This is a genomic window from Lelliottia sp. RD5 (assembly GCF_056032945.1).
Genome location: NZ_JBVYHQ010000003.1, coordinates 525,197 through 546,499 on the forward strand (window position 1 = coordinate 525,197; position 21,303 = coordinate 546,499).

At 53.1% G+C, this 21,303-nt stretch carries 29 protein-coding genes; 5 read left to right on the forward strand and 24 right to left on the reverse strand.

What is annotated here, in order from left to right; translation table 11 throughout:
- The first annotated feature begins 128 nt into the window (after nucleotides 1-128).
- The 3 genes from AC0LWE_RS13380 (at nucleotide 129) to dgcQ (ending at nucleotide 3,121) form a co-directional block, all read left to right on the forward strand.
- Entirely contained in the window at nucleotides 129-1,040 is a 912-nt protein-coding gene (locus tag AC0LWE_RS13380; protein ID WP_059179805.1) for a DUF808 domain-containing protein, read from the forward strand.
- Nucleotides 1,041-1,118: 78 nt separating this feature from the next.
- Nucleotides 1,119-1,301 (forward strand): YodC family protein, encoded by a 183-nt coding sequence (locus tag AC0LWE_RS13385; RefSeq protein ID WP_059179610.1) that lies wholly within the window; start codon nucleotides 1,119-1,121, stop codon nucleotides 1,299-1,301.
- A gap of 125 nt (nucleotides 1,302-1,426) precedes the next feature.
- Nucleotides 1,427-3,121: a cellulose biosynthesis regulator diguanylate cyclase DgcQ gene (gene dgcQ, locus AC0LWE_RS13390; protein WP_202667578.1), complete on the forward strand. Its 1,695-nt coding sequence runs from the start codon at nucleotides 1,427-1,429 to the stop codon at nucleotides 3,119-3,121.
- On the opposite strand, the gene AC0LWE_RS13395 is transcribed toward dgcQ, so the two are convergent.
- Complete coding sequence (locus AC0LWE_RS13395; RefSeq protein ID WP_059179612.1) at nucleotides 3,088-3,915, reverse strand: mannosyl-3-phosphoglycerate phosphatase-related protein; 828 nt, start codon at nucleotides 3,913-3,915, stop codon at nucleotides 3,088-3,090. The two genes, dgcQ and AC0LWE_RS13395, sit on opposite strands and share 34 nt — an antisense overlap.
- Before the next feature lie 305 nt (nucleotides 3,916-4,220).
- A complete protein-coding gene (gene yodD / locus AC0LWE_RS13400; protein WP_015959546.1) occupies nucleotides 4,221-4,448 on the reverse strand; it encodes a YodD family peroxide/acid resistance protein in 228 nt (75 codons plus the stop codon).
- A 128-nt stretch (nucleotides 4,449-4,576) separates the two neighbouring features.
- Here yodD and dsrB point away from each other — a divergent pair, with 128 nt between their 5' ends.
- A complete protein-coding gene (gene dsrB / locus AC0LWE_RS13405) occupies nucleotides 4,577-4,765 on the forward strand; it encodes a protein DsrB (RefSeq protein ID WP_015959545.1) in 189 nt (62 codons plus the stop codon).
- Nucleotides 4,766-4,865: 100 nt separating this feature from the next.
- Here dsrB and rcsA read toward each other — a convergent pair whose 3' ends face one another.
- From rcsA to fliF, 14 genes are all read right to left on the reverse strand, one after another.
- On the reverse strand, nucleotides 4,866-5,489 hold the full coding sequence (rcsA, locus tag AC0LWE_RS13410) for a transcriptional regulator RcsA (protein WP_015959544.1): 624 nt from the start codon (nucleotides 5,487-5,489) through the stop codon (nucleotides 4,866-4,868).
- A gap of 287 nt (nucleotides 5,490-5,776) precedes the next feature.
- On the reverse strand, nucleotides 5,777-6,571 hold the full coding sequence (gene fliR, locus AC0LWE_RS13415) for a flagellar biosynthetic protein FliR (protein WP_059179613.1): 795 nt from the start codon (nucleotides 6,569-6,571) through the stop codon (nucleotides 5,777-5,779).
- Nucleotides 6,572-6,579: 8 nt separating this feature from the next.
- Complete coding sequence (fliQ, locus tag AC0LWE_RS13420; RefSeq protein ID WP_015959542.1) at nucleotides 6,580-6,849, reverse strand: flagellar biosynthesis protein FliQ; 270 nt, start codon at nucleotides 6,847-6,849, stop codon at nucleotides 6,580-6,582.
- A 10-nt stretch (nucleotides 6,850-6,859) separates the two neighbouring features.
- A complete protein-coding gene (gene fliP, locus AC0LWE_RS13425) occupies nucleotides 6,860-7,597 on the reverse strand; it encodes a flagellar type III secretion system pore protein FliP (RefSeq protein ID WP_204771397.1) in 738 nt (245 codons plus the stop codon).
- Nucleotides 7,597-7,971, reverse strand: coding sequence for a flagellar biosynthetic protein FliO (gene fliO / locus AC0LWE_RS13430; RefSeq protein ID WP_059179615.1), 375 nt, complete (start codon nucleotides 7,969-7,971; stop codon nucleotides 7,597-7,599). The genes fliP and fliO overlap by 1 nt, the downstream gene beginning before the upstream one ends.
- Before the next feature lie 2 nt (nucleotides 7,972-7,973).
- A complete protein-coding gene (gene fliN / locus AC0LWE_RS13435; RefSeq protein WP_015959539.1) occupies nucleotides 7,974-8,387 on the reverse strand; it encodes a flagellar motor switch protein FliN in 414 nt (137 codons plus the stop codon).
- Entirely contained in the window at nucleotides 8,384-9,388 is a 1,005-nt protein-coding gene (fliM, locus tag AC0LWE_RS13440) for a flagellar motor switch protein FliM (RefSeq protein WP_059179617.1), read from the reverse strand. Before fliM ends, fliN begins: the two co-directional genes overlap by 4 nt.
- Nucleotides 9,389-9,392: 4 nt before the next feature.
- On the reverse strand, nucleotides 9,393-9,860 hold the full coding sequence (gene fliL / locus AC0LWE_RS13445; protein WP_015959537.1) for a flagellar basal body-associated protein FliL: 468 nt from the start codon (nucleotides 9,858-9,860) through the stop codon (nucleotides 9,393-9,395).
- A 105-nt stretch (nucleotides 9,861-9,965) separates the two neighbouring features.
- Nucleotides 9,966-11,189 (reverse strand): flagellar hook length control protein FliK, encoded by a 1,224-nt coding sequence (gene fliK / locus AC0LWE_RS13450; protein WP_219347618.1) that lies wholly within the window; start codon nucleotides 11,187-11,189, stop codon nucleotides 9,966-9,968.
- Nucleotides 11,186-11,629 (reverse strand): flagellar export protein FliJ, encoded by a 444-nt coding sequence (gene fliJ, locus AC0LWE_RS13455; RefSeq protein WP_059179619.1) that lies wholly within the window; start codon nucleotides 11,627-11,629, stop codon nucleotides 11,186-11,188. The genes fliK and fliJ overlap by 4 nt, the downstream gene beginning before the upstream one ends.
- A gap of 21 nt (nucleotides 11,630-11,650) precedes the next feature.
- Nucleotides 11,651-13,021 carry a flagellar protein export ATPase FliI gene (gene fliI, locus AC0LWE_RS13460; protein WP_059179620.1) on the reverse strand — a complete coding sequence of 457 codons (1,371 nt, stop codon included), beginning with the start codon at nucleotides 13,019-13,021 and terminating at the stop codon, nucleotides 11,651-11,653.
- Nucleotides 13,021-13,731: a flagellar assembly protein FliH gene (gene fliH, locus AC0LWE_RS13465; protein WP_202693065.1), complete on the reverse strand. Its 711-nt coding sequence runs from the start codon at nucleotides 13,729-13,731 to the stop codon at nucleotides 13,021-13,023. The genes fliI and fliH overlap by 1 nt, the downstream gene beginning before the upstream one ends.
- Nucleotides 13,724-14,725, reverse strand: a complete 1,002-nt coding sequence (gene fliG, locus AC0LWE_RS13470) for a flagellar motor switch protein FliG (RefSeq protein ID WP_059179622.1) — start codon at nucleotides 14,723-14,725, stop codon at nucleotides 13,724-13,726. Before fliG ends, fliH begins: the two co-directional genes overlap by 8 nt.
- A complete protein-coding gene (gene fliF / locus AC0LWE_RS13475; RefSeq protein WP_202667581.1) occupies nucleotides 14,718-16,415 on the reverse strand; it encodes a flagellar basal-body MS-ring/collar protein FliF in 1,698 nt (565 codons plus the stop codon). Before fliF ends, fliG begins: the two co-directional genes overlap by 8 nt.
- Nucleotides 16,416-16,643: 228 nt before the next feature.
- On the opposite strand from fliF, the gene fliE reads away from it, so the two are divergent.
- The gene (gene fliE / locus AC0LWE_RS13480) at nucleotides 16,644-16,958 is read left to right on the forward strand and encodes a flagellar hook-basal body complex protein FliE (RefSeq protein WP_015959530.1); all 315 of its coding nucleotides are present in this window, start codon (nucleotides 16,644-16,646) and stop codon (nucleotides 16,956-16,958) included.
- A gap of 23 nt (nucleotides 16,959-16,981) precedes the next feature.
- Here the strand turns inward: fliE and AC0LWE_RS13485 are convergent, their stop codons facing one another.
- From AC0LWE_RS13485 to AC0LWE_RS13520, 8 genes are all read right to left on the reverse strand, one after another.
- Nucleotides 16,982-18,280: a tyrosine-type recombinase/integrase gene (locus tag AC0LWE_RS13485; RefSeq protein WP_474265557.1), complete on the reverse strand. Its 1,299-nt coding sequence runs from the start codon at nucleotides 18,278-18,280 to the stop codon at nucleotides 16,982-16,984.
- A 45-nt stretch (nucleotides 18,281-18,325) separates the two neighbouring features.
- A complete protein-coding gene (locus AC0LWE_RS13490; protein ID WP_474265559.1) occupies nucleotides 18,326-18,571 on the reverse strand; it encodes an excisionase family protein in 246 nt (81 codons plus the stop codon).
- 10 nt (nucleotides 18,572-18,581) lie between these two features.
- The gene (locus AC0LWE_RS13495; protein WP_474265561.1) at nucleotides 18,582-18,782 is read right to left on the reverse strand and encodes a hypothetical protein; all 201 of its coding nucleotides are present in this window, start codon (nucleotides 18,780-18,782) and stop codon (nucleotides 18,582-18,584) included.
- Nucleotides 18,783-18,974: 192 nt separating this feature from the next.
- Nucleotides 18,975-19,160, reverse strand: coding sequence for a hypothetical protein (locus tag AC0LWE_RS13500; protein WP_474265563.1), 186 nt, complete (start codon nucleotides 19,158-19,160; stop codon nucleotides 18,975-18,977).
- A gap of 9 nt (nucleotides 19,161-19,169) precedes the next feature.
- A complete protein-coding gene (locus AC0LWE_RS13505; protein ID WP_474265565.1) occupies nucleotides 19,170-19,406 on the reverse strand; it encodes a DUF4222 domain-containing protein in 237 nt (78 codons plus the stop codon).
- The gene (locus tag AC0LWE_RS13510) at nucleotides 19,369-20,085 is read right to left on the reverse strand and encodes a DNA cytosine methyltransferase (protein ID WP_474265567.1); all 717 of its coding nucleotides are present in this window, start codon (nucleotides 20,083-20,085) and stop codon (nucleotides 19,369-19,371) included. The genes AC0LWE_RS13505 and AC0LWE_RS13510 overlap by 38 nt, the downstream gene beginning before the upstream one ends.
- 3 nt (nucleotides 20,086-20,088) lie before the next feature.
- Entirely contained in the window at nucleotides 20,089-20,304 is a 216-nt protein-coding gene (locus tag AC0LWE_RS13515; RefSeq protein WP_474265569.1) for a TraR/DksA family transcriptional regulator, read from the reverse strand.
- 214 nt (nucleotides 20,305-20,518) lie between these two features.
- Nucleotides 20,519-21,070 carry a phage N-6-adenine-methyltransferase gene (locus tag AC0LWE_RS13520; protein WP_474265571.1) on the reverse strand — a complete coding sequence of 184 codons (552 nt, stop codon included), beginning with the start codon at nucleotides 21,068-21,070 and terminating at the stop codon, nucleotides 20,519-20,521.
- Nucleotides 21,071-21,303 lie beyond the last annotated feature (233 nt).

Sequence of the window (21,303 nt, forward strand, 5' to 3'; positions counted from 1 at the left end):
ATCGTGCTGGCGAGTGCTTTAGTTGTATCAATGATGTGAATTATTTGTTGACTTAAGGCATGGGTTTCGAGGTTCTGATTTTTACTCCATACTATTCACTTAATTATCAAAATAAGAAGGATCAGATTTTGGCAGGAAGTAGCTTATTAACATTATTGGATGATATTGCCACGTTGCTGGACGACATATCGCTGATGGGGAAACTGGCCGCGAAAAAGACGGCCGGTGTATTGGGTGACGACCTATCGCTTAACGCACAGCAAGTGTCTGGCGTTCGCGCCAACCGTGAGCTGCCCGTGGTGTGGAGCGTGGCAAAAGGGTCACTTCTCAATAAGGTGATTCTGGTGCCGCTGGCGCTGCTGATCAGCGCGTTTATTCCGTGGGCCATCACGCCGCTGTTAATGATAGGCGGTGCGTTCCTCTGTTATGAGGGCGTTGAGAAGGTGCTGCACTCTTTTGCCTCACGTAAGGATGAGGAGACACCGCAGGCTCGCCAGCAGCGCCTGGAGGCGCTCGCCGCGAAGGACCCGCTCGCCTTTGAACGCGATAAGGTCAAAGGCGCAATTCGTACCGATTTTATTCTGTCGGCAGAAATCGTCGCCATCACGCTGGGGATTGTTTCAGAAGCCCCGCTGCTGAATCAGGTGCTGGTGCTCTCCGGTATCGCGATTGCCGTGACAATTGGCGTTTATGGCCTTGTCGGGGTGATCGTTAAGCTCGATGACATGGGCTACTGGCTGGTGGATAAATCCAATAGTCTGGCAAGAATCATCGGTAAAGGATTGCTGGTTTTGGCGCCATGGCTAATGAAAAGCTTGTCGGTGATCGGCACGCTGGCGATGTTCCTGGTGGGCGGTGGGATTGTGGTGCATGGTATTGCACCGCTGCACCACGCCATTGAACATTTTGCGCAAGGACAGGGGAGTGTGATGTCTGCCATTTTACCGACGATCGTGAACCTGGTGATTGGCTTTATTATTGGTGTCATCGTCATCGCGGGCGTGAAAGGTATCGCAAAACTGCGCGGTGTTTCGCACTAATTGTTCTTTGCGCGCTATGGAAAAAGGGCCATTCCTCGTCTAGATTGAAACAGTTTCACCCTGATACTGGAGGCGGTTATGGTCTTTGTGGTCAGTGATGAAGTTAAGCCTAAAAACGGTGGCCCACGTATGATTGTCACGGGATATTCCAGTGGCATGGTGGAATGCCGGTGGCACGACGGTTTTGGCATCAAGCGAGAAGCTTTTCGTGAAGAGGAGCTACTGCCGGGTGACAAACCGCAGCGACGCGAGACGGCTTAATCACGTAAAGCCCGGCATGTCCGGGCTTTTTGTTGGCTATCGCTTCAGGCGACACTTGTCTTAATGTATCGGACCGTCGGGCTTAGGTATGATGCGTAGCGTAAAGATGTGATCAGGGAGTTTGTGTGCAGCGCGATACCTTTGTCATCAAGAAAAATCTGCTGGAACGGTTACGTCACCACCCCGGTCAAATTGTTAACGCGTGTTTTCTGGTCGTCCTCATTTTTTCCACCATTCTGACATGGCGAGAAGTCGTTGTGCTGGAAGAGGCTTATATTTCAAGCCAGCAAAATCATCTGCAAAATGTAGCCAACACGCTGGACCGGCAGCTCCAGTACAGTGTCAATAAACTGCTCTTTTTCCGTCAGAGCATGGGTGATGCGCTGCAAACGCCGCTTGGTTTTCGCGTATTACAAGATGCGGTCCAGAATTTTAACACTCTGCGTGCAAAACCCTTCTGGCAGCTGGAAGTTGAGCAGCGGCGTGCGCTGCCGATAAACGGCGTGTCTGATGGCATGGTGACGCAAACAACACTTCTGGTGCGCGATGATAAGCGGATCGGCAGAGAACTCTCCGCTGCACTGGAGGTGGGCTATTTACTGCGCCTCGCCGTCTCGCACGCCAACAATAAAGAAAAGGGCGTCACATACGTCTCGCGTGCGGGATTTTTTGTTTCGACGCTGCCCGCCGCGCTTAACACGTCCATCATATCCCGCTACTACGATCTGGTAACGCGCCCCTGGTTCACCCAACAGACTGACCGCGGCAATCGAGCACGTGCGGTGCGCTGGTTTATGGCTCCCTTTACCGCTGGAAAAAATGAACGTCTGATCACCGCCAGCGTGCCGGTGTATCAGGACAACTACTGGTATGGTGTACTGGCGATGGATTTCACGCTGCCAACCATGACCCAGCTGCTGATGGACGCCGTTGATCAGCACAAAGATGGTGAATACCAGCTGTATGACAACCGCCTCAATCTGATTGCGACCTCTGAAGAAAACACCGAACGCGTCACTCAGCTTGATGCGCAAGAACTCGCTCAAATCGCGCATGCGGTGGAGAGCGATACTCAGGGAGGTCTGCGGTTGAGCACGCAGTTCATCAGTTGGGAGCGGCTGGAACACTTTGATGGGCTGGTGCTGCGTGTCCACTCTCTCAAAGAGGGCGTTCGGGGCGATTTTGGCAGTATCAGTATTGCCCTGGCATCGCTGTGGGCGCTCTTTACCGCGACGCTGTTGATTTCGTGGTTGGTGATCCGTCGGATGGTAAGCAACATGTACACGCTGCAAAATTCATTGCAGTGGCAGGCCTGGCACGATCCGCTCACCCGGCTCAACAACCGCCGTGCGCTCTTTGATCGAGCAAAGGCTCTGGCCGAGGAGTGCCGTCAGCAGCAGCTGCCGTTCTCGGTCATTCAGCTCGATCTCGACCATTTCAAAAGCATTAACGATCGATTTGGTCATCAGGCGGGGGACAAAGTGCTGGCCCACACGGCCCGGCTGATTAAGCACGCGTTGCGAAATAGCGATGTGGCAGGGCGCGTGGGCGGTGAGGAGTTCTGCGTTGTGCTGCCGGGTGCGACAGCGGAGCAGGCGGCTGGCGTGGCGGAACGTATTCGGGTCTCCATTCATCGAAAAGAGATCCTGGTGAAGAAGAGCACCACGGCGCGGGTTAGCGCTTCGCTTGGCGTCAGCAGCACGGAAGAGAACGCCAGTTTTGATTTTGAGCAATTGCAGTCCATTGCCGATGCGCGTCTCTATCTGGCGAAACAGCAGGGGAGAAATCAGGTGGTGTGTCGCGGTCCGGATAAAAAATGATCCAGCCCTTCTCGCCAGCCCTCAGGCCCTGCCTGTTGAGTGTGATATACCCGCTCCGGGATATCCTCCTGGAGCCGGATGCCGAGTCGATTGATGCTTTTCACAACCACGGCGTAATCGACGTTATCAAGCAGCGGGGCGTCGTTTGGACCGTCGCCAAGGCCAATGGTGGTCGGCACAAAACCTTCGCGCTTGCGGTATTCATCAATTAACCAGTTCACCGCCTGATCTTTCCCGCCGCGCGCGTCGAGAATGTGCCAGAACCGTGCGCCCTGGATGAATTTAAATCCCATCTGAGCCAGCTCTGCCTCAAACTTCGTCATCTGTTCGTCGCTGTCGCGCCAGATTAGGGTCACCGACGCCTCATGCAGTCGCGCCAGGGATGACCTTTCACGATTAAGCCCGGTCCACTCGCCGATAACCCGTTCATCAACATCATCAAACGTCGTGAATTTATAGCCGTCGCGCTCGCGCAGCGGATTAATCACAGCGCAAATGTCGCTGTGCGGCGTGCCATTGATCAGCCGTGGCGCATCGGGATGGTCATCCCAACGCACATCCAACTGAATCACCGCGCCGTTCTCGGCAATAAACGGCAAGCCCTCCAGCCCCAAATCCTGCTGGATCTCAAGCGTTTCAGCGGCCGTTTTGCTGCTGCACAAAATGACCGGAATCTGATGGTCTTGCAGCTTATCCAGCCACGGAGAGGCGGGACGCCAGTCGTAGGTATGGATATCCAGCAGGGTTCCATCCAGATCGGTAAAGACTAAAAGCGTCTCCTTGAGTAAAGACATGGCATCTCCTGATTAACCGTTGTTTCAGAACGGACCTAAGATAAATCCTAAAGCTAATCGTGCGTTTTCGTTCCCGATAATGGAAACGATCCCAACAATCCTTGTGGTGGCAGGCGTTGGGGATTTATAACCAAAACTGAGGGTTATAGATGAATGTATTTATGATAGGAATATATCCTTGTCATGCAAAATAATTGGGGATAAGGTAAATCCCACATCAGATTTCCTGGTGTAACGAATTTACAAGTGCTTCTTGCATAAGCAAGTTCATCCCGGTCATCCCCATGACCGGGATTTTTTTCGCCTCAGCGATTCACTTCCGTCACGCTAAAATCATGGATATCTAACTCAAACGCCTCAGCCAGTTCGCGGTAGGTGTGGTAGTCATGCCCATTGACGACCACGCGGGTGGGGTCATCTTCCGTGCGCCGCACTTCGCTTTCACTGATCTCATTGATGGCGGCCAGCAGGGCATCGACATCCACGTTCACTTCTCGCTTGGCGGTCTCGCTGTACTCTTTTGCGGTTTTCATCACGCATACCTCATTTCACCGGATTCAGCGTTAAGTATAGACTGCCCACAAAAGCGGCAATCATTCAGGCAGGCGCTGCCAGTTGTTGCGAATTGTTCTACACTGGCTCAAAACCACAGGAGGATTTTATGAAGGTCAACGATCGGGTAACCGTAAAGACAGACGGTGGACCGCGCCGTCCGGGCGTAGTGCTGGCAGTGGAACAATTTAGTGAAGGCGTGATGTACCTGGTGTCACTGGAAGATTATCCGCTGGGGATCTGGTTCTTTAACGAGATGGGGCATTCCGACGGGATCTTTGTCGAACTCGCTGAGTAGCGGCGTGTCGGGTGAGATGCTGCTTACCCGACTCACTTCATCGAACGAAAAATCTCTGGCGAGGCCAGAGATTGATGGGGTGCAGAGGAGAATAAAAAGATTAACGCATGTTCACGAAAATGCCATTTGTCACATTATCCGTCAGACGAACAACATGATAGATAACTTGTTTATTATGCGTTTTAATTTTCCTTTTAATATTTCCCTTATGTGAGGAAACGGTTTTTGCTTTGATATTCATCTGGTCGGAAATCTGAATTGTCCCTTGCCCTGCCATCCACATTCGCAACATACTCGATTCAGTACGGCTTAATGATAACGTGGGTAAGTTAAATTCTCCTACACTCTTCGCTTCTTTATTTAAATAATCACCCAAAATGTCATCCAGTGACTCGGGTTTAATCGACTTCGAACTGATCAATAAGTTTTTACGCACTAACAAATATTCATCGAAATGGATATTCGCAATTGCCATAAAAACAATAAACAGGGTTTTAGGATGCTGATTAATGATTTGCTTAATGTGCTGACTGTTGGCTGGATCGTGAATGAAACAGTCCTCATTAATAAACACCACGCCTGGCTTGTAAGCTTCACAAGCGGCTGCAAGTTCGTCAACATCATGTACATCATTGACGTCTCGTTTTTTGACCCCTCTACTTGCAAGATACCCGGTTAGCCCTAGCCGGGTGTAACTGCATAAATCCATAATGATCGTTGACATGGCATACCCTCACTCAATGCGTAACGATAATTCACCATCTGCCTGAGAGCTCAAAACAGCCATACGGGATGGATAAAAAAGGTATTAAACCTGTGAGCAATACAAAGACTTTCAGGCGAACTCACTATCCCGTAAAGTTACGTATAATTTGCCAGGAATCATCTTAAAGTAAAGTAAATATTAAGTATTGTGAAGGGCATAAAAACAAATAAACCGCACCAGATATATCCTGGTAGATGTTTTTCAGCTTTTATTTTAGGAATATCCTCAGAGAGACAATATAAACATCAGGGGTTAATATTTCGGGGTAGCTCACGAACAATATCGGATAAGAGATTGAATATTTCGCTAAATAAATGCTCGCAGAAAGGTGCAATCAGCGGCATTAATAGCCCCATCAAGATCAAACCGACCGTCAGGGTGATGGGGAAGCCGATGACAAATACGGAGAGCTGCGGTGCCATTCGGTTCAGCAAGCCCAGAGACAGGTTCACGGTCAGCAGGAGGGTGATGACCGGCAACGCCAGCATCAGTCCATTAATGAAAATCAGCCCTGCGGCACGGGTCAGTGCCAGAAACGCGTTACTGTTCACCGGATTGCCGCCGATGGGCAAGGTATGGAATGTGTCCACCAGCATCGAAATCAGCCACAGGTGACCATTGAATGTCAGAAACAGCAGCATAGCCAGCATATCAATCACGCGAGCCAGCACGGGCATATTGAGGTGGCTGCCAGGGTCAAAGAAGGTGGCGAATGACAACCCCATCTGCAGGCCGATAAGTTCACCCGCGGTACGAATCGCCGCAAAGGCGAGCTGCATGGTGAAACCAATCGCCACGCCGATCAGCACCTGCTGAAGCGCAAGCCAGACTGCTTGCGGGGAGAAAATAGGGATATTCACCGGTGGCAACGTCGGCGCTATCACGAACGTAATCAACATCCCCAGGCCAATTTTGACCCGTTTAGGAATCGATTTTTCGCTCAGTATGGGCGCCGTCATGATCAACGCCATTACACGCAGTAGTGGCCAAAAATAGAGGCCAAGCCACTCCATGAATTGATCGCTGGTGAAATGTAGCATTCAGATAATCAGCCGATGATGTACGGCAGATTGGTAAACAGGTTGCGCATGTAATCGAGCAACAGATTGAGCATCCACGGTCCGGCAACAATTATGGTCACGAACACAGCGATGATTTTAGGAATGAACGACAGCGTCATTTCGTTAATCTGAGTAGCGGCTTGCAAAATACTGATCACAAGACCGGTAACCAGGGCCACTAACAGTAAGGGAGCGGCAACGGAAATGGCGACTTTCATCGCTTCCGTGCCCATCATCATGACCGATTCGGGTGTCATTGCGCGCTCCTCAACTGTAGAAACTTTGCGCCAGCGACCCGACAAGCAATTGCCAGCCGTCTACCAGTACGAAAAGCATAATCTTAAAGGGCAGGGCAATGGTGGCAGGGGGCACCATCATCATACCTAACGCCATCAGCACGCTGGCGATCACCAGGTCGATAATCAGGAACGGGATAAAGATCGTAAAACCAATCTGGAAGGCCGTTTTCAGCTCACTGGTGACGTAGGCCGGCAGCAAAATGCGCATTGGCACAGCTTCAGGCCCCTGAATCGGTCCCTCGTTAGCCAGACGAGCAAACAGGGCGAGATCCGCTTCACGCGTCTGACGCAGCATAAATTCACGCAGCGGTTGCGCGCCCTTTTCCAGCGCCACCTGCATGGAAATTTTATCTTCACTGAACGGCTGATAGGCGTCGGCATAAATTTTATCGATGACCGGCGACATAATAAAGAAAGTCAGGAACAGCGCTAAACCGAGCAACACCTGGTTAGGCGGTGCGGACGGTGTACCCAGCGCGTTTCGCAGTAAACCAAAGACGATAATGATGCGCGTAAAGCTGGTCATCATCAGCAAAACAGCCGGGATAAACGTCAGAGAGGTGATAAAGACCAGCGTCTGCACCGGCAAAGACCAGCTTTGTCCTCCTCCAGCCATCGGAGTGGAAATCAGGCCTGGCAATTGCGCATAGACGGCGGGAGCAAACAGGGCGAGGCCTACAAGCGTAAGGGACAACAAACGGCGCATCACGATCTCCCGGAACGCTTAAGCAAACTCTTTAACACGGACTGAAAATCCGCTGGATTCTCTGCGGTATCCTCGCCCGCAACGGGCGCAGGAGGCAGTTTATGAAGCACATTGATGTGTGATGCGGTGACGCCAAGCACCAGGCGCGCATCTTCAACGTCGACAATAATCACGCGCTCGCGTGGGCCGAGCGAGGTGCTGGCACTCACTTTCAAGCCGCGCGTGTTGGCGGTTTTACCCGCCAGACCAAAGCGTTTCGCGAGCCACGCCATAATCAAAATAAAGGCAATAATACCCAACAGCGCACCGCTTACCTGAAGCAGCGGTGAGCCTGGAACCGCAGAGGGCTGTGAGACAATTGCCTGGGTTTTCATACTTAACGGCTCAGACGACGCATACGTTCGGAAGGGGTGATGATGTCAGTGATACGAACACCGTATTTATCAGCCACAACCACAACTTCGCCCTGAGCAATCAAATAGCCGTTGATCAGGATGTCCAGCGGTTCACCCGCCAGGCCATCAAGTGCGACAACGGAGCCCTGCGTCAGGCGCAGCAACTCTTTGATGGTCATACGCGTCCGACCCAGCTCAACAGTCAGCTTGACCGGGATATCCATAATCAAATCGATATCCTGCAGGGTACCGCTCACGTCACCGCCGCCTAACTGCTGGAACACCGCATCCGCAGCGCTTTTGCTCGCGGGTGCCTGTTGCTCGTTCAATGCATCAGCCCACAGATCGTCCAGCGCTCCGCTGTTTGCATCGGACGGATTGTTCATATCACTCATTTGGGCTGTTCCTCATTCAGCGAATTCAATATCGGATTGATCAAGTGCTCAACACGTAGCGCGTATTGACCGTTTACGGTGCCGTACTGGCTGGTCAATACAGGTACGTCATCCACATGGGCAATAATACGGTCAGGTTTTTCTATCGGCAGAACATCGCCCGGTTGTAATTTCAGTATCTGAGATAACCGTAGCGGAATATCCGCAAAGCTTGCCACCAGTTCCAGCTGCGAGTGCTGAACCTGACGGACCAGATTCTCACGCCAGTTCTGATCTTCGTTGCGGGAGTTTTCCAGCGGCGGGTTAACCAGCACTTCACGCAGAGGTTCGATCATGCTGAACGGCAGACAAATATTAAATTCGCCGGTCAGGTTACCAATCTCAACGTGGAAAGGTGTGTTCACCACGATGTCATTCGGTGACGTCGTGATGTTGGTGAATTTTACCTGCATCTCGGAACGCACATACTCCACTTCCAGCGGGTTGATCGCTTTCCATGCGTCGCTGTACGACTCAAGCGCCAGCTTCAGCATGCGGTTGATCACGCGCTGTTCAGTATGCGTAAATTCGCGTCCTTCCACCTTCGTCGGGAAGCGACCGTCGCCACCAAACAAGTTATCGACCGCGATAAACACCAGGCTCGGAGAAAACACGAACAGGCCAGTGCCACGCAGCGGTTTCAGATGGATCAGGTTAAGGTTAGTTGGCACCGGCAGGTTGCGGGCAAACTCATGATACGGCTGAATGCGGATCGCACCGACTGTAATGTCCGGACTACGACGCAGCAGGTTGAACAGGCCCATACGGAACTGTCGTGCAAAACGTTCGTTGATGATCTCCAGCGCCTGAAGGCGCTCGCGCACCACGCGACGCTGGGTATTGGGATCGTAGGGACGAATTTCAGGCTCGCCGCCCAGACCCGGTTTTGGATCATCGCTCTTCTCGCTGTCGCCGTTAAGCAGCGCATCGATTTCCGCTTGAGAAAGAATACTATCGCCCATGTCTCTACCGCAGGATGAAAGCTGTGTACAGAACGTCAGTGACTTCCTGCTTAGGTTGACCGGTTACCAGTGGCGGTGCCAGCGTTTGCTTGATGGCCTCGACCAGCTTCTGCTTACCGTCATCAGTTGACAGCCCAGTGGCGTCCTGACGAGAGAACAGCAGCAGCAGGCGGCTACGGACTTCGGGTAAATAGTCACTCAGACGAGTGCGCGTTGCTTCGTCTTTCAAACGCAATGTAATGCCGATATAAAGCACGCGATCCGCGTCACCGAGGTTAACGGTAAACGTATCCATTGGGAAAAAGACCGGGGCCGGAGGCGGTGGGGGTTCTGCTTTAGCAGTGGCTGACGGCGCTTGCTGCGACCGCCAGTAACTATAGCCAGCAGTGGCGCATGCGGCGAGCGTAATCAACACCAGCAGCGGGATCCAAATGGAACGCTTGCCTTTTTTGGTGATTGCGGAGTCAGTCATCGGTTACGTGCTTCCTGTTTCGGTACAGCTAATAGAGTGATTATCCCGTGTTCTGCTTTGGTCAAAGCGTGGAACAAACGAAGATAATCACGTTACCTCTGGCGTTTAGGCAAAGATGTCTACCGCGCCATTTCCGCGAGCTGCAGACTGTAATGCCGCAGGCGTGATCAGCAATTCATCATTTTCATCGCCCATTTCGCCCTGTTGGCCGGAACGAGAAGCATGCTGTTGCTGCTGGAAAGACGACTGCTGCTGGTTCGCAGAGCTGTCACTGCTGATGGTGCTTTGCGATAACTGAATACCGTTTTCTGCAAGCTGCGTGCGCAGCATTGGGAGTGCCGCTTCCAGTGCAGAGCGCACGTGACCGTTGGCAGAAATCATCTGCAATTGAGCCTGGTTATCATCCATTTTAATAGAGATTTGAACTTGACCCAAATCTTCAGGATGTAAACGCAGCTCTGCGCTCTGCTGTCCCTGCTTAGTGAACAGCGTCACGTGTTGGCTGATCGCCTGTTGCCACTCGTGCGTGCCCAGCGGCTGGCTCAGTAATGGCGCGGATGCGACATTCGTGGCGGCCGGGGGCGCTGTGACGTTTGCCATGATCGGTGCGAGAGATGCAGAAGGTGACGCGGACGAGAACGCACTCGCGGCTTCATGCTTTTCAGCCGCGGCGGCGGCAACCGGCGTCAACTGCGCGCTGGCGGGCAGTTTGCTATCCACATCAGTGGACTGCGCTTTGGTTTTGCCGAGGGTAGACCCGTCATCATTCAGTGCAGCCTGACGGCCAACGCCTGGCTGTGAGAGTGCTGCCTGCGTGGTAACCGCGTTCACGTCGTTAGCTGGCGTAGCCCGCGCAGTCGCGGTTTGCTGATGCGGAAGCATCGCCATTAACGCGCTTAACCCGGCCAAATCTTCTTCGCTCAGATCGCTTTTGCTGTCTTCTTTTTGTGCGTCAGCCACAAGCGTTTTCAACGCATCGCTGTGCGTCGCAGGCAACAGGCCGGAAACCAGACTCTGGAGAGTCGTTTCTGCCGTGGCTGCTTGCGCCGCTTCGTCGGTTTTGAACAGATCCTGACGCGCCAGCAGAGAGGCGAGTTTGCTCGGGATGGCGCTATCGCCGTCCTGTAATAAGGCCGCTTTCGACAGTTTGCCGCCAGCCGCTTTAAGATCGGCCAACGTCAGCGGCGCGTCTTTTCCCTGACCTGCGGCGTCGGTTAATGCACCTGCCAGCAGAGAGAGAAAATCTTGCGCGCCATCCGCGCCTTTACCCGTCTGCGTACCGCCAGGCAGGTCGCTGTCGGTCATCAGCAGTTGTTGCAGTGTGATCATTCAGATTTCCTCATTGATGCGCGCTGGGCAAACTCATCCATTTTTTTCTGATCGAGCCGGTTCTCGGCAAGCAGTGTCGCGGCGCTCTGTCGGTCCTGTAACGTTGTCCAGGCCTGAAGCCGCTGCTTCTTCTCGCGCCAGAAATCTAGCGCCTTTTCCACTTTTTGGTTCCACTGGGTAAGCTGTTGGCGATGCTGTTCAATCGCTTTTTCCAGCGTCAGAATAAACTGTTGATAGTTAATCCAGCGCTGACTGCCAATGCCCTGTGTCATATCGGTATTCAGGTTGGTACGGTATTCGTGCTGATAATCGATCAGCATCGATAACTGTTCTTCGGCCTGCTGACAGCCCCGCCGCATCGCACCAAGTTGTAATGCGGCATCGTCCACTTCTTTTTCAGCCAGATCTTTCAGCGTAGCTAATGCGCCATGTTGCGCCATAATCTCCGCCCTCCACCTTTATTACACCTGCGGGAAAATAAGCTCTAACGCTTGCGTTGAGTCTTCCCAGTCGGCACGTTCAAAAATACCTTGTTGCAAGAAAGCTTCCAGCTGCGGCCAAACGGCAATGGCCTTGTCGAGCATCGGATCGCTGCCTTTGGCATACGCGCCCACGCTCACCAGGTCTCGGTTACGCTGGAAGCTTGAAAGGAGTTGTTTAAAGTTACGCACGCGGGCGTAATGCTTTTCAGAAATAAGCGAGGTCATGGCACGGCTGATTGAGGCTTCAATATCAATCGCCGGATAGTGACCGGCTTCCGCGAGTCGACGCGACAGCACAATGTGGCCGTCAAGAATGGCGCGCGCGGAGTCAGCAATCGGGTCCTGCTGGTCATCGCCTTCGGTCAGTACCGTATAAAACGCGGTCACGGAACCGCCACCGGTAATCCCGTTACCCGCACGCTCAACCAGCGCCGGAAGTTTGGCAAAGACTGACGGCGGATAGCCTTTGGTCGCCGGTGGTTCACCGATGGCGAGCGCAATTTCACGCTGAGCCATCGCATAACGCGTCAGGGAATCCATAATCAGCAGCACGTGTTGACCGCGATCGCGGAAATCTTCTGCAATGCGTGTGGCGTACGCCGCGCCCTGCATACGCAGCAGCGGAGAAACGTCCGCTGGCGCGGCGATCACCACGGAACGCGCGCGGCCTTCCGCACCGAGAATGTTCTCGATAAAGTCTTTAACTTCGCGACCACGTTCGCCAATCAGGCCCACGACGATCACGTCCGCCTGGGTGTAACGCGCCATCATGCCGAGGAGGACGGATTTACCGACACCCGACCCGGCAAACAGACCCATACGCTGCCCACGACCCACGGTCAGCAGGGCGTTGATCGGACGAACGCCCGTATCAAGCACATGTTCGATTGCCGTACGTTGCAGCGGGTTAACGGGCTGGGTGATCAGCGCGCCGGTTTCGGTGGTATCAGGGGAGGGCAGGCCATCAAGCGGTTTGCCTGCGCCATCCAGTACACGGCCTAACAGCGCCGGACCGAGTGGCAATTGCTTGCCGCTGTGCAGCCCGTCACCGGAATTATTTTTGGCGTAAACGCGCGCGCCGGGCAAAATGCCTTCGACTTCTTCCAGCGGCATTAAAAACAGGCGTTGGCCGTTAAAGCCCACGACTTCACTTTCGACTTCTTGCGTGTCGTTACCATCCTGACGCTCAATCACGCAGGTTGCACCGAGGGGGAGCTGCAAGCCTGTGGCTTCCAGCACCAGGCCGGTTGCGCGGGTCAGACGACCATAACGACGCACGGAAGGCAGCTGCGCCATTTTCGTTTCGAAGTTATCGAGCGTGTTCAACCAACGCGTGAGTCGGGCTGTCATCAGATCACTCCCGGTGCAGCCAGACGGCACAGTTCCTGCCAGCGCGTCGCCACGCTCGCATCCAGATCGCCTTCATCGGCAGAGACTTTACAACCGCCATGATGTAACGCCGGATCGCCACGCAGACGCCAGCCGTGCAGGCTAAGCGTGGCGCCAAGCATCTCTTCGACGCGCTGTAAATCGTCGGGATGAACGCGCAGCTGAGGTTTACCGCTGAATAACGGTTCCTGCTGGAGTAATCCCTGAATCTGTTTGATCAGCGACGAATTGTCTACCGGAGGCGTATGACCAATCACCTGACGCGCAGCTTCCAGCGCCATTTGCATCAGACGCGAGGCAATGACGCTATCCAGCGCGTCCAGGGTATTTTGAAATTCACTGACTAATTGCTGCATGCGGGCGTTGATCGGCGCTTGCTGCTGACGCGACTGCTCCAGACCTTGTTCAAGGCCTTTTGCCAGGCCTTCCTGATAACCTTGCTCGTGTCCTTTCTGGCGGCCTTCATTCATACCTGAGGTGTAACCCTGCTCATGCGCTTGCATTTGCAGTTGTGCCAGCATCTGAACGCGTTGCTCTTCTTCCGTCAGCTCCGGTTGTTCTTCAGCGTCACTGTCTTCGTCGCTCAGAGCGACCATCGCAGGCATAAATTCTGTGACAGGAGGCGTAAGGTCGTCTGGCGTCCAGCGCTTCCACGGCAGCTCATTAGACATATGCGTCGTCTCCGCCGCCAATCACCATCTCGCCGGTCTCTGCCAGACGACGAACAATAAGCAGAATCGCTTTCTGTTCGTTTTCCACCTGAGACAGACGAACCGGGCCACGGTTGGCAAGGTCGTCGCGCAGGATATCCGCCGCACGCTGAGACATGTTGCGCAGGAATTTCTCGCGCAACGGCTGCTCGGCACCTTTGAGCGCGATAAGCAGGGATTCGGAGTCCACTTCCTGAAGCAGGCGCTGGACGCTGCGATCGTCGACTTCGACCAGGTTTTCGAACAGGAACATCTCGTCGATAATTTTCTGTGCCAGCTCGCCGTCGAATTCGCGAACAGCGGACATAACCGCCTCTTCCTGCTGCGTTTTCATCAGGTTGATAATTTCTGCCGCCGTTCTCACGCCGCCCATTTTGCTGCGCTTGAGGTTTTGACCATCGAGCAGGCTGTTGAGCACTTCGGTCAGCTCCGCCAGCGCCGCTGGCTGGACACCACCGAAGGTGGCGATACGCAGCATCACATCGTGACGCAGACGTTCGTCGAACAGCGCCAGAATATCGGCCGCCTGCGCACGTTTGAGGTGCACAAGGATGGTGGCGATGATCTGCGGGTGCTCGTCGCGAATAAGGTCGGCGGCACTCTGCGGTTCCATAAAGTTAAGCGTTTCGATACCGCTGGCGGTATCGCGCGTTTCGAGAATATCCTCCAGCAGGCTGGAAGCACGCTCTTCGCCTAGGGCTTTCACCAGAACCGTACGCAGGTATTCGTTGGCATTGACGTTAAGCGCCGCAAACTGCTCAGCTTCACGCTCAAACTCGGCCAGTACGTCGGTCAACTGTGAATTCGAAATCTGACGCACGTTCGCCATGGCCTGGCTCAGCGTCTGGACTTCGCGGTCGGAGAGGTGTTTAAACACCTCTGCCGCACGATCTTCACCGATGGTCATCAGCAGGATGACGCTTTTATCTGTTCCTGAAAGCGTAGTATTACTCATGGTCGTTACTCATCCACTGGCGGATGACCAGCGCGACGACGCGCGGATCGTTGTCTGACATTTCGCGAATGCGCTGGCTCATCACCTCAGCGCCCAGGCGCTGATTCACACGGCGTTGCTGCGTCTGTTCGTCTTTACTCAGGCGAACTTCCACGGCTTCTTCTATATCCTGACGCGCATTCATTCTTTCTTGCGCGGCTTTGGCTTCCTCAGCGCGACGGGTGAGCTGCGGACGAATCGCTTTACGCCACAGCAGCCATGCCACAATCAGAACCAGCAGCCAGCGGCCAGCGGACATCATCTGTTCGATAAACGACTGCTGTTGCCAGAACGGCAGTTCACCACCGGTCTCGTCGGTCGCAGTGAACGGCGAGTTCACGACGTTAAGTGAGTCACCGCGTTTTTCGGTAAAGCCCATCGCTTCGCGGGTCAGGTCTTCAATTTGTTTCATCTGATCGGTGGTCAGCGGCAGAGGCTTACCGTCCGGCAGCGTTTTATAGTTCACGACGACCGCTACCGACAGGCGCTGGACATCGCCAACGTTCATCTTGGTGTGGCGAATCGTACGGTCAACTTCGTAGTTAGTCGTTTCGTTACGGCTGCTATTGCGTGGGCCCGCGTTGGCTGCCGTCGACGTAGTCTGCTGTTGCTGATTATTCTGCTGACCGTTTTGTTGTCCGTTCTGCGGGTTAGCAGGCGGTGTCGAGATCGGTGCGTTGTTGGCCGGCGCAGGCTGATTAGAGAGTGCGCCCGGCACGCCGCCAGGATTCTGGCCGCCAATCTGTTCGGTGGTGTTCAACTGACGTGAACGCATCACGGCCTGAGCGGCATCGCCGTTCGGGCTGTACTGCTCTTCCGTCTGCTCTTTATTGTCAAAGTTGATTTGCGCGGTAACCTGCGCATGAATGTTGCCGCTGCCCACGATAGGGCCAAGGATCGCTTCGATGCGGCGCTGAATGCGGCCTTCGACATCGTTGGCATATTTGAGCTGCGCGTCGTTGAGGTCGCGACTGCTGGTGTTGGATTGCGTCAGCAGATGACCGCTCTGGTCGACGACGGTCACGTTGCCTGTCGGTAAACCGGCAACGGCGCTGGAGACCAGGTGGGTCACCGCGCTGATTTGCCCTTCATCCAACGCGCGGCCCGGTTCGAGAGTAACGGTCACCGATGCGGATGGATTCTTCTGCTCGCGCACGAAGAGAGACGGTTTTGGCATCGCCAAATGGACGCGAGCGGTTTTAACCGGACCCAACGTTTCAATGGTGCGCGCCAGTTCACCTTCCAGCGCACGCTGGTAGTTGATCTGCTCGCTAAACTGGCTGATACCGAACTTTTCCTGATCCAGCAGTTCAAACCCGACCGCACCGCCTTTCGGCAGGCCTTGCTGGGCAAGACGTAAACGCAGTTCGTGAACTTTGTCCGCTGGGACTTCAATCGCGCCGCCGTTATCAGCGAAACGATAAGGAATATTCAATTGGGTTAGCTGCGTGACGATAGCCCCGCCATCCTGATCGGACACGTTGCTATACAAGGTGCGGTAGTCGGGGCTTTTCGCCCACAAGACCATCGCAACGAGAATCGCAATAGCCGCGGCGCCAGCCACGATCAATGGGATTTTAGGGTTCGCACGCAGGCGGTTCATCCACTCGAGCGATTTATTTTGCGATGCCGTTGCTGCTGTTGCAGTCATAGCGCACCTCGCGGCTCAATGTGGATTACGTTATTTGTGTAAAGAAACAAAATGACTCCCGGGTCGGCAAACACGACAAAAGGCCCATATTTATGGCCCCGCCATTATTTGATGAATTGAGATTTTCTATGCGTCAAATAACCCGTTTTTTTAACGCTATTTAGCGGCATTATCTCATTGACAAGGTGCTAGTCTTGCCGCTGATAAAAAACCATCCAGGGGAGAGTCATGGCAATACAGGGCATTGAAGGGGTGATCAGTCAGTTGCAGGCAACGGCGATGACGGCCCGTAATACGAGCGTGGCGGACACACAGCCGGAAATCAGCTTTGCAGGACAACTGCACGCTGCTCTCGATCGTATCAGCGATACGCAAAACGCTGCGCGTACGCAGGCGGAGAAGTTCACTCTCGGCGAACCTGGCGTGGCGTTGAACGATGTTATGACCGATTTGCAGAAATCGTCTGTCTCTTTACAGATGGGCATTCAGGTACGCAATAAGCTGGTCACGGCGTATCAAGAAATGATGTCGATGCAGGTGTAGGTGAGATAACCTACTGATAAACATCACTTCCCGTAAGACGATCCTACTGCGTGGGGCATGGGTGGGGCAAACTCTGATAATTTCTGGTTCAGTATGATCACCTGGTCCTGATTGTTTTCGGCCATCCATGATCCGTAAACGCGGTAAACCATCTGAGCATCTGAGTGACCCATCTGCTTCGCGATGAAGTTAGGGTTTGCACCAGCTGTTAATGACCAGCATGCGTAAGTATGCCTGGACTGATATGCTTTGCGGTAACGAATCCCGGCGCGCCGCATTGCCGTTTCCCAACTTTGGTTTATCGACCCCACTGCGTAATGATGCCCTGCCAGGCTATTACGTGTCGCTATTTGTGGGTTGAACACGAAAGTGCATGGATGCATTTCAGTTCTGCCAAACTCCCTGAGCTTTACCTCAACCTCATATTGCTTACCGAGCCTTGTCATTTCCGCCTGGTTTCGCAATACGTCAATCGCTGGCTGGATAAGATTGATAATCCTGTTAGTGCCGGCCTCAGTTTTTGGAAGGGTGAACTCCTTCGTTAAAGTGTGGTTGCGGCGGATCATCATCGTTCCGGCCTTCAGGTCTATATCTTCCCACGCTAGCGAAACAAGCTCGCCATGCCGGACTCCCGTATACACGGCCAGAGACCACATGTTTTTCTGCTGCTGATGGTGGCAACCATCTATCAGCCTCATGAACTCGTCACGGGTTAATGGGTCAGGGTCAACCTTTGACTTCTTCAGCGCTGAAATGCCAGAGAACGGATTGGACTTTATATACCCACTGTCTGCCGCGAACTGGAACATGCCTGCCATGATGTTCATGTAATTGTTCACGGTGGGAACGGATCTGCCTTTCACCGGCGTCCGGTGCCCAACCTTCAAAATCTGATACCCAGTCAGTAAATCCTTCCTGATGAAAAGCAGGTCTTCATTAGTTACAGATGAAGCAAACCTGTCCCCGCCAATTCTCGGCACCATGTTTCTGACAATGGATGTATAGCGACCCATTGCATTAGTGCTGATCTCCATTCGTTTTAACTCAAGCCATTTCCTGCCAAGCTCAATGACTGTTATTTCCTTACTCTCTACGCCGAATTTCTTCAGGTTGGTGGAGTCGGGGAACTGAGCAGGGTAGTTGAAACTGCCTGTCTTAATCGCAAAACAAACTGCGGCGCGAAGCTCTCCAGCCATTTTCCTGTTTTTTGGTGTGTCCGGCACGCCAAGGTTTTCCCTAACCCTGGCCCCTTTATAAATGAACCATATGCGAAGATTTCCGCCATGATTCTCTACGCCTGTTGGGTATGCTGACTTAGCCATTACTCCCTCCTGACGCCCAAGAGCCGGATAAGCATAAACGGTTCTTCATTGGCGCGCACCCGGCTGTTTCTTTGACATGCTCTCAACCCACTGATCGACAGCTTTTCTGTTGTACATGCACTCGCTGTTTTCTTTGGGGTTTCCGTCAGGTGCGACATGAAGATATTCGCGGCCAACCATCCATGATTTCTTGCGCGCCGCCTCGATAGTGCCCGGCCGTAAGCCGGTGATCTCGACAAGCTTCTCTTGGGTCACCCATTCGTTGGGCACAATTAAGGTCATTTCGCTCATAGCCTTCTCCTTACGCCAGTTTCTTATACAGTTGCGGACCGTCCACAGTGGCAGCCCGTAGTTCGTGTTCAGCGTGCGATGAGAAGTCACCCGAATCCCACTGGACGCGATACCAGGTAGGCCGACTGTCCTGCTCGGTCACGCTATCGACAACACCTTTTATGTCGCCGCTCTTGTGCTTCACTATTGCGCCCACATTAAAAGCAGCCATCTCAATCCCTCCGGTTCGTGTAAAAGCGATATGAGACCACCCATCGCGGTAAAGAACGCGATGAACATGATGATTGGATTCATTTGCATGATTTACTCCCAAAAAAACGCCCACCGGAGTGAGCAATAACATCAAGGGATAACTGGCTTTCGCACCCAATAGCCAGCTCGTCAGAACCGGCTATCAATTGCGTCATAGTTGGTTCCGGATTTTCTCCAGATAACCAAGGTCAGGCACACTCTCATCACATACCTCAGGCTCTTCGAGAGCATCTCTGAAAGCTACGGCTACAACCTTGCCTCCCATATATTCCATACCAGCATTTACTGCCGGCCCCTTGCCGTCTTCATATTCAAATACGAAAGTAACCTTATCCATAATCTCTCCTCATGCCCGCATAGCGCGGAGGTGTTTAATGTTCTCGCTATCTTCAAGTTCGGCGCGTATACGCCTCGACTCGTGAAAGTCGAGATATTGAAAATCTTGATTGAATCGGTCGATTGAAGCGGTGTTAATCCGTCCCTGTCGCCAGTAGCGGACTATTTGTGATGTGGTGGAATGAATAATTATCGGCCACCCTGAGGAATCAGAGTAAATCTGTCCTCGGCGGATTAACTGGAACATTGGCTGACTCCAGATGGTGATGATTAGCGTCAAAAACTGCCCTAGCAAATCCGCGAGGGGTGAGAGATCGGAGTTGCTTGGTTTTAGTAGAGTTGCCGCCTAATGATTTCCAGCCCCAAAAACAACCGATGTTTATCGGACCTGGGCGTTTCTTTGGCATGACGAACCCACCTCCAGCCCAAATGCACGTTTTCTTTGTGTAGCCATCACACGCAGGCATTTTTGGGTGATAGGACCCCTCGCCTATATGCAGATATGCCCCGTATTCGTGTGGGTTAAAGTAATAATCAGGCTTGCGCCAGTGGGTCGACATTTTACCAACCGGGTTCTCTACCATCCACGCCGCGCCGAACTCCTCGGCCATTTCCTTAACCATCTGCGCGTGCCGCACTGAATCCAGTGATGTATGCCCATCATGCTTTGCTCCTGACACAGCTAAATCTGTGCAATCAGGGAAGGCGAAAATCATCTGCGGTTTTGGTATTCCGGTAAGCTCTGGTTTGTATGGAAAATTATCACTTATCCAGCAATTCACATAATGCAGGTTGTTGTGCTGCATCTTGATGTAATATTCCCCGTGGTTTCCCTCGTCAGCATTGAAGCAGTAAACGTCGTGCCCCGCTTCTGCCCATGGGAGACCCATAATTCCTGAGCCGTCAAAAAGCGACCAGATTACCATCTGTCACCTCCCACTCTTTATGCGCAATTCTTCGTCAGCCTGGCACGACGCGCATCGCTTACATCCCGGAACATTCACGCGCCGTAAGTCAGGTATCGCGTCATCGCAATCGACACAGTGCGTTGCCGATACTGCGTTGCGGTTGATTCTGTGCATGCTCAGTGCTGCTTCTCTCTGCAAGTCTTCAAGTGCCGATGCGTTATCGATGATGTCACACATTTTCAATGCTCCCGAAACTGCCCGTTAATCCGGCCAATCGTGTAGACGAACAAAAGAAAAGGGACACCAAGTCCCTTAATCTTCTCGAAGTGTTTAGCCAGAAGCGGCCTGCTGACAGCGTCAAACTTTGGCTTAGGCTTCTGAGCCATTGCCGCCTTTAGCTCATCGTTACAGCGCCGGGCAGTGGCTCGTAATGCGTTTTCCTGCTCTGGAGTCATGCAGCCTCCCGTCGTGCAAGTCGTTTATTGCCGAATGACATCAACTCGTCACGGTCGATCGTCGTGAATTCACAGTGAGTGCGGGGATAGGGACGCCAGATGATTAACATCGACCCTTTGTTGTTCCCTGAGACTGGCTTGCCGGTGACCGGGTTGATGAATGCCAGTCGACCAGCAGTGATGAAGCGAACCTCGCTGGCGGTCGCCATTGCCTCTTTGAACCAACCAACTGAGGTGTCAGCAGGAACCAGCATCACAGTGCCGATCTGATTCAGGCTCTCCGCTGCCGCTTTCTTAACGAATGGCGTGATGTCGGAATAGGGAGGATTAAGCCAGCAATAACCAGGCATAGTCAGGTGATCAGCCCAAGGTGTTTGCAGTGTGTTCTGTTCTTCCGTGATGAACTTCCTACACAGTGCGTTATGAGGCGCGGCGGCCGCATCCAGTTGAAAGCAGAACTCCGCATCCAGAGCAGCGAACAGGGCAGGTGGTGTGCGCCACAAATCACGCTGATCTGCTGGCGTGTTACTTCCGGTATAATCGGTCATGCTGCCTTCCTCATATTCAATTCGAGCTTGCGCAATCTCGCAACGCGTGACCTTATTGACACGAATCCTCTACCCATCAGTCGTTTCTCCCGGAGCCGTATCTCTTCCGGTTATCATTCAGGTATGGGTCAGCGGCTGTGTACTCTGTCTTAGGCTGAGCATCGATATGGCTTTGTCGCTCAGCTCTGATTATTTGAGAAAGCTCAATTCTGTCAGCCCGCTCTTGAGGTGAT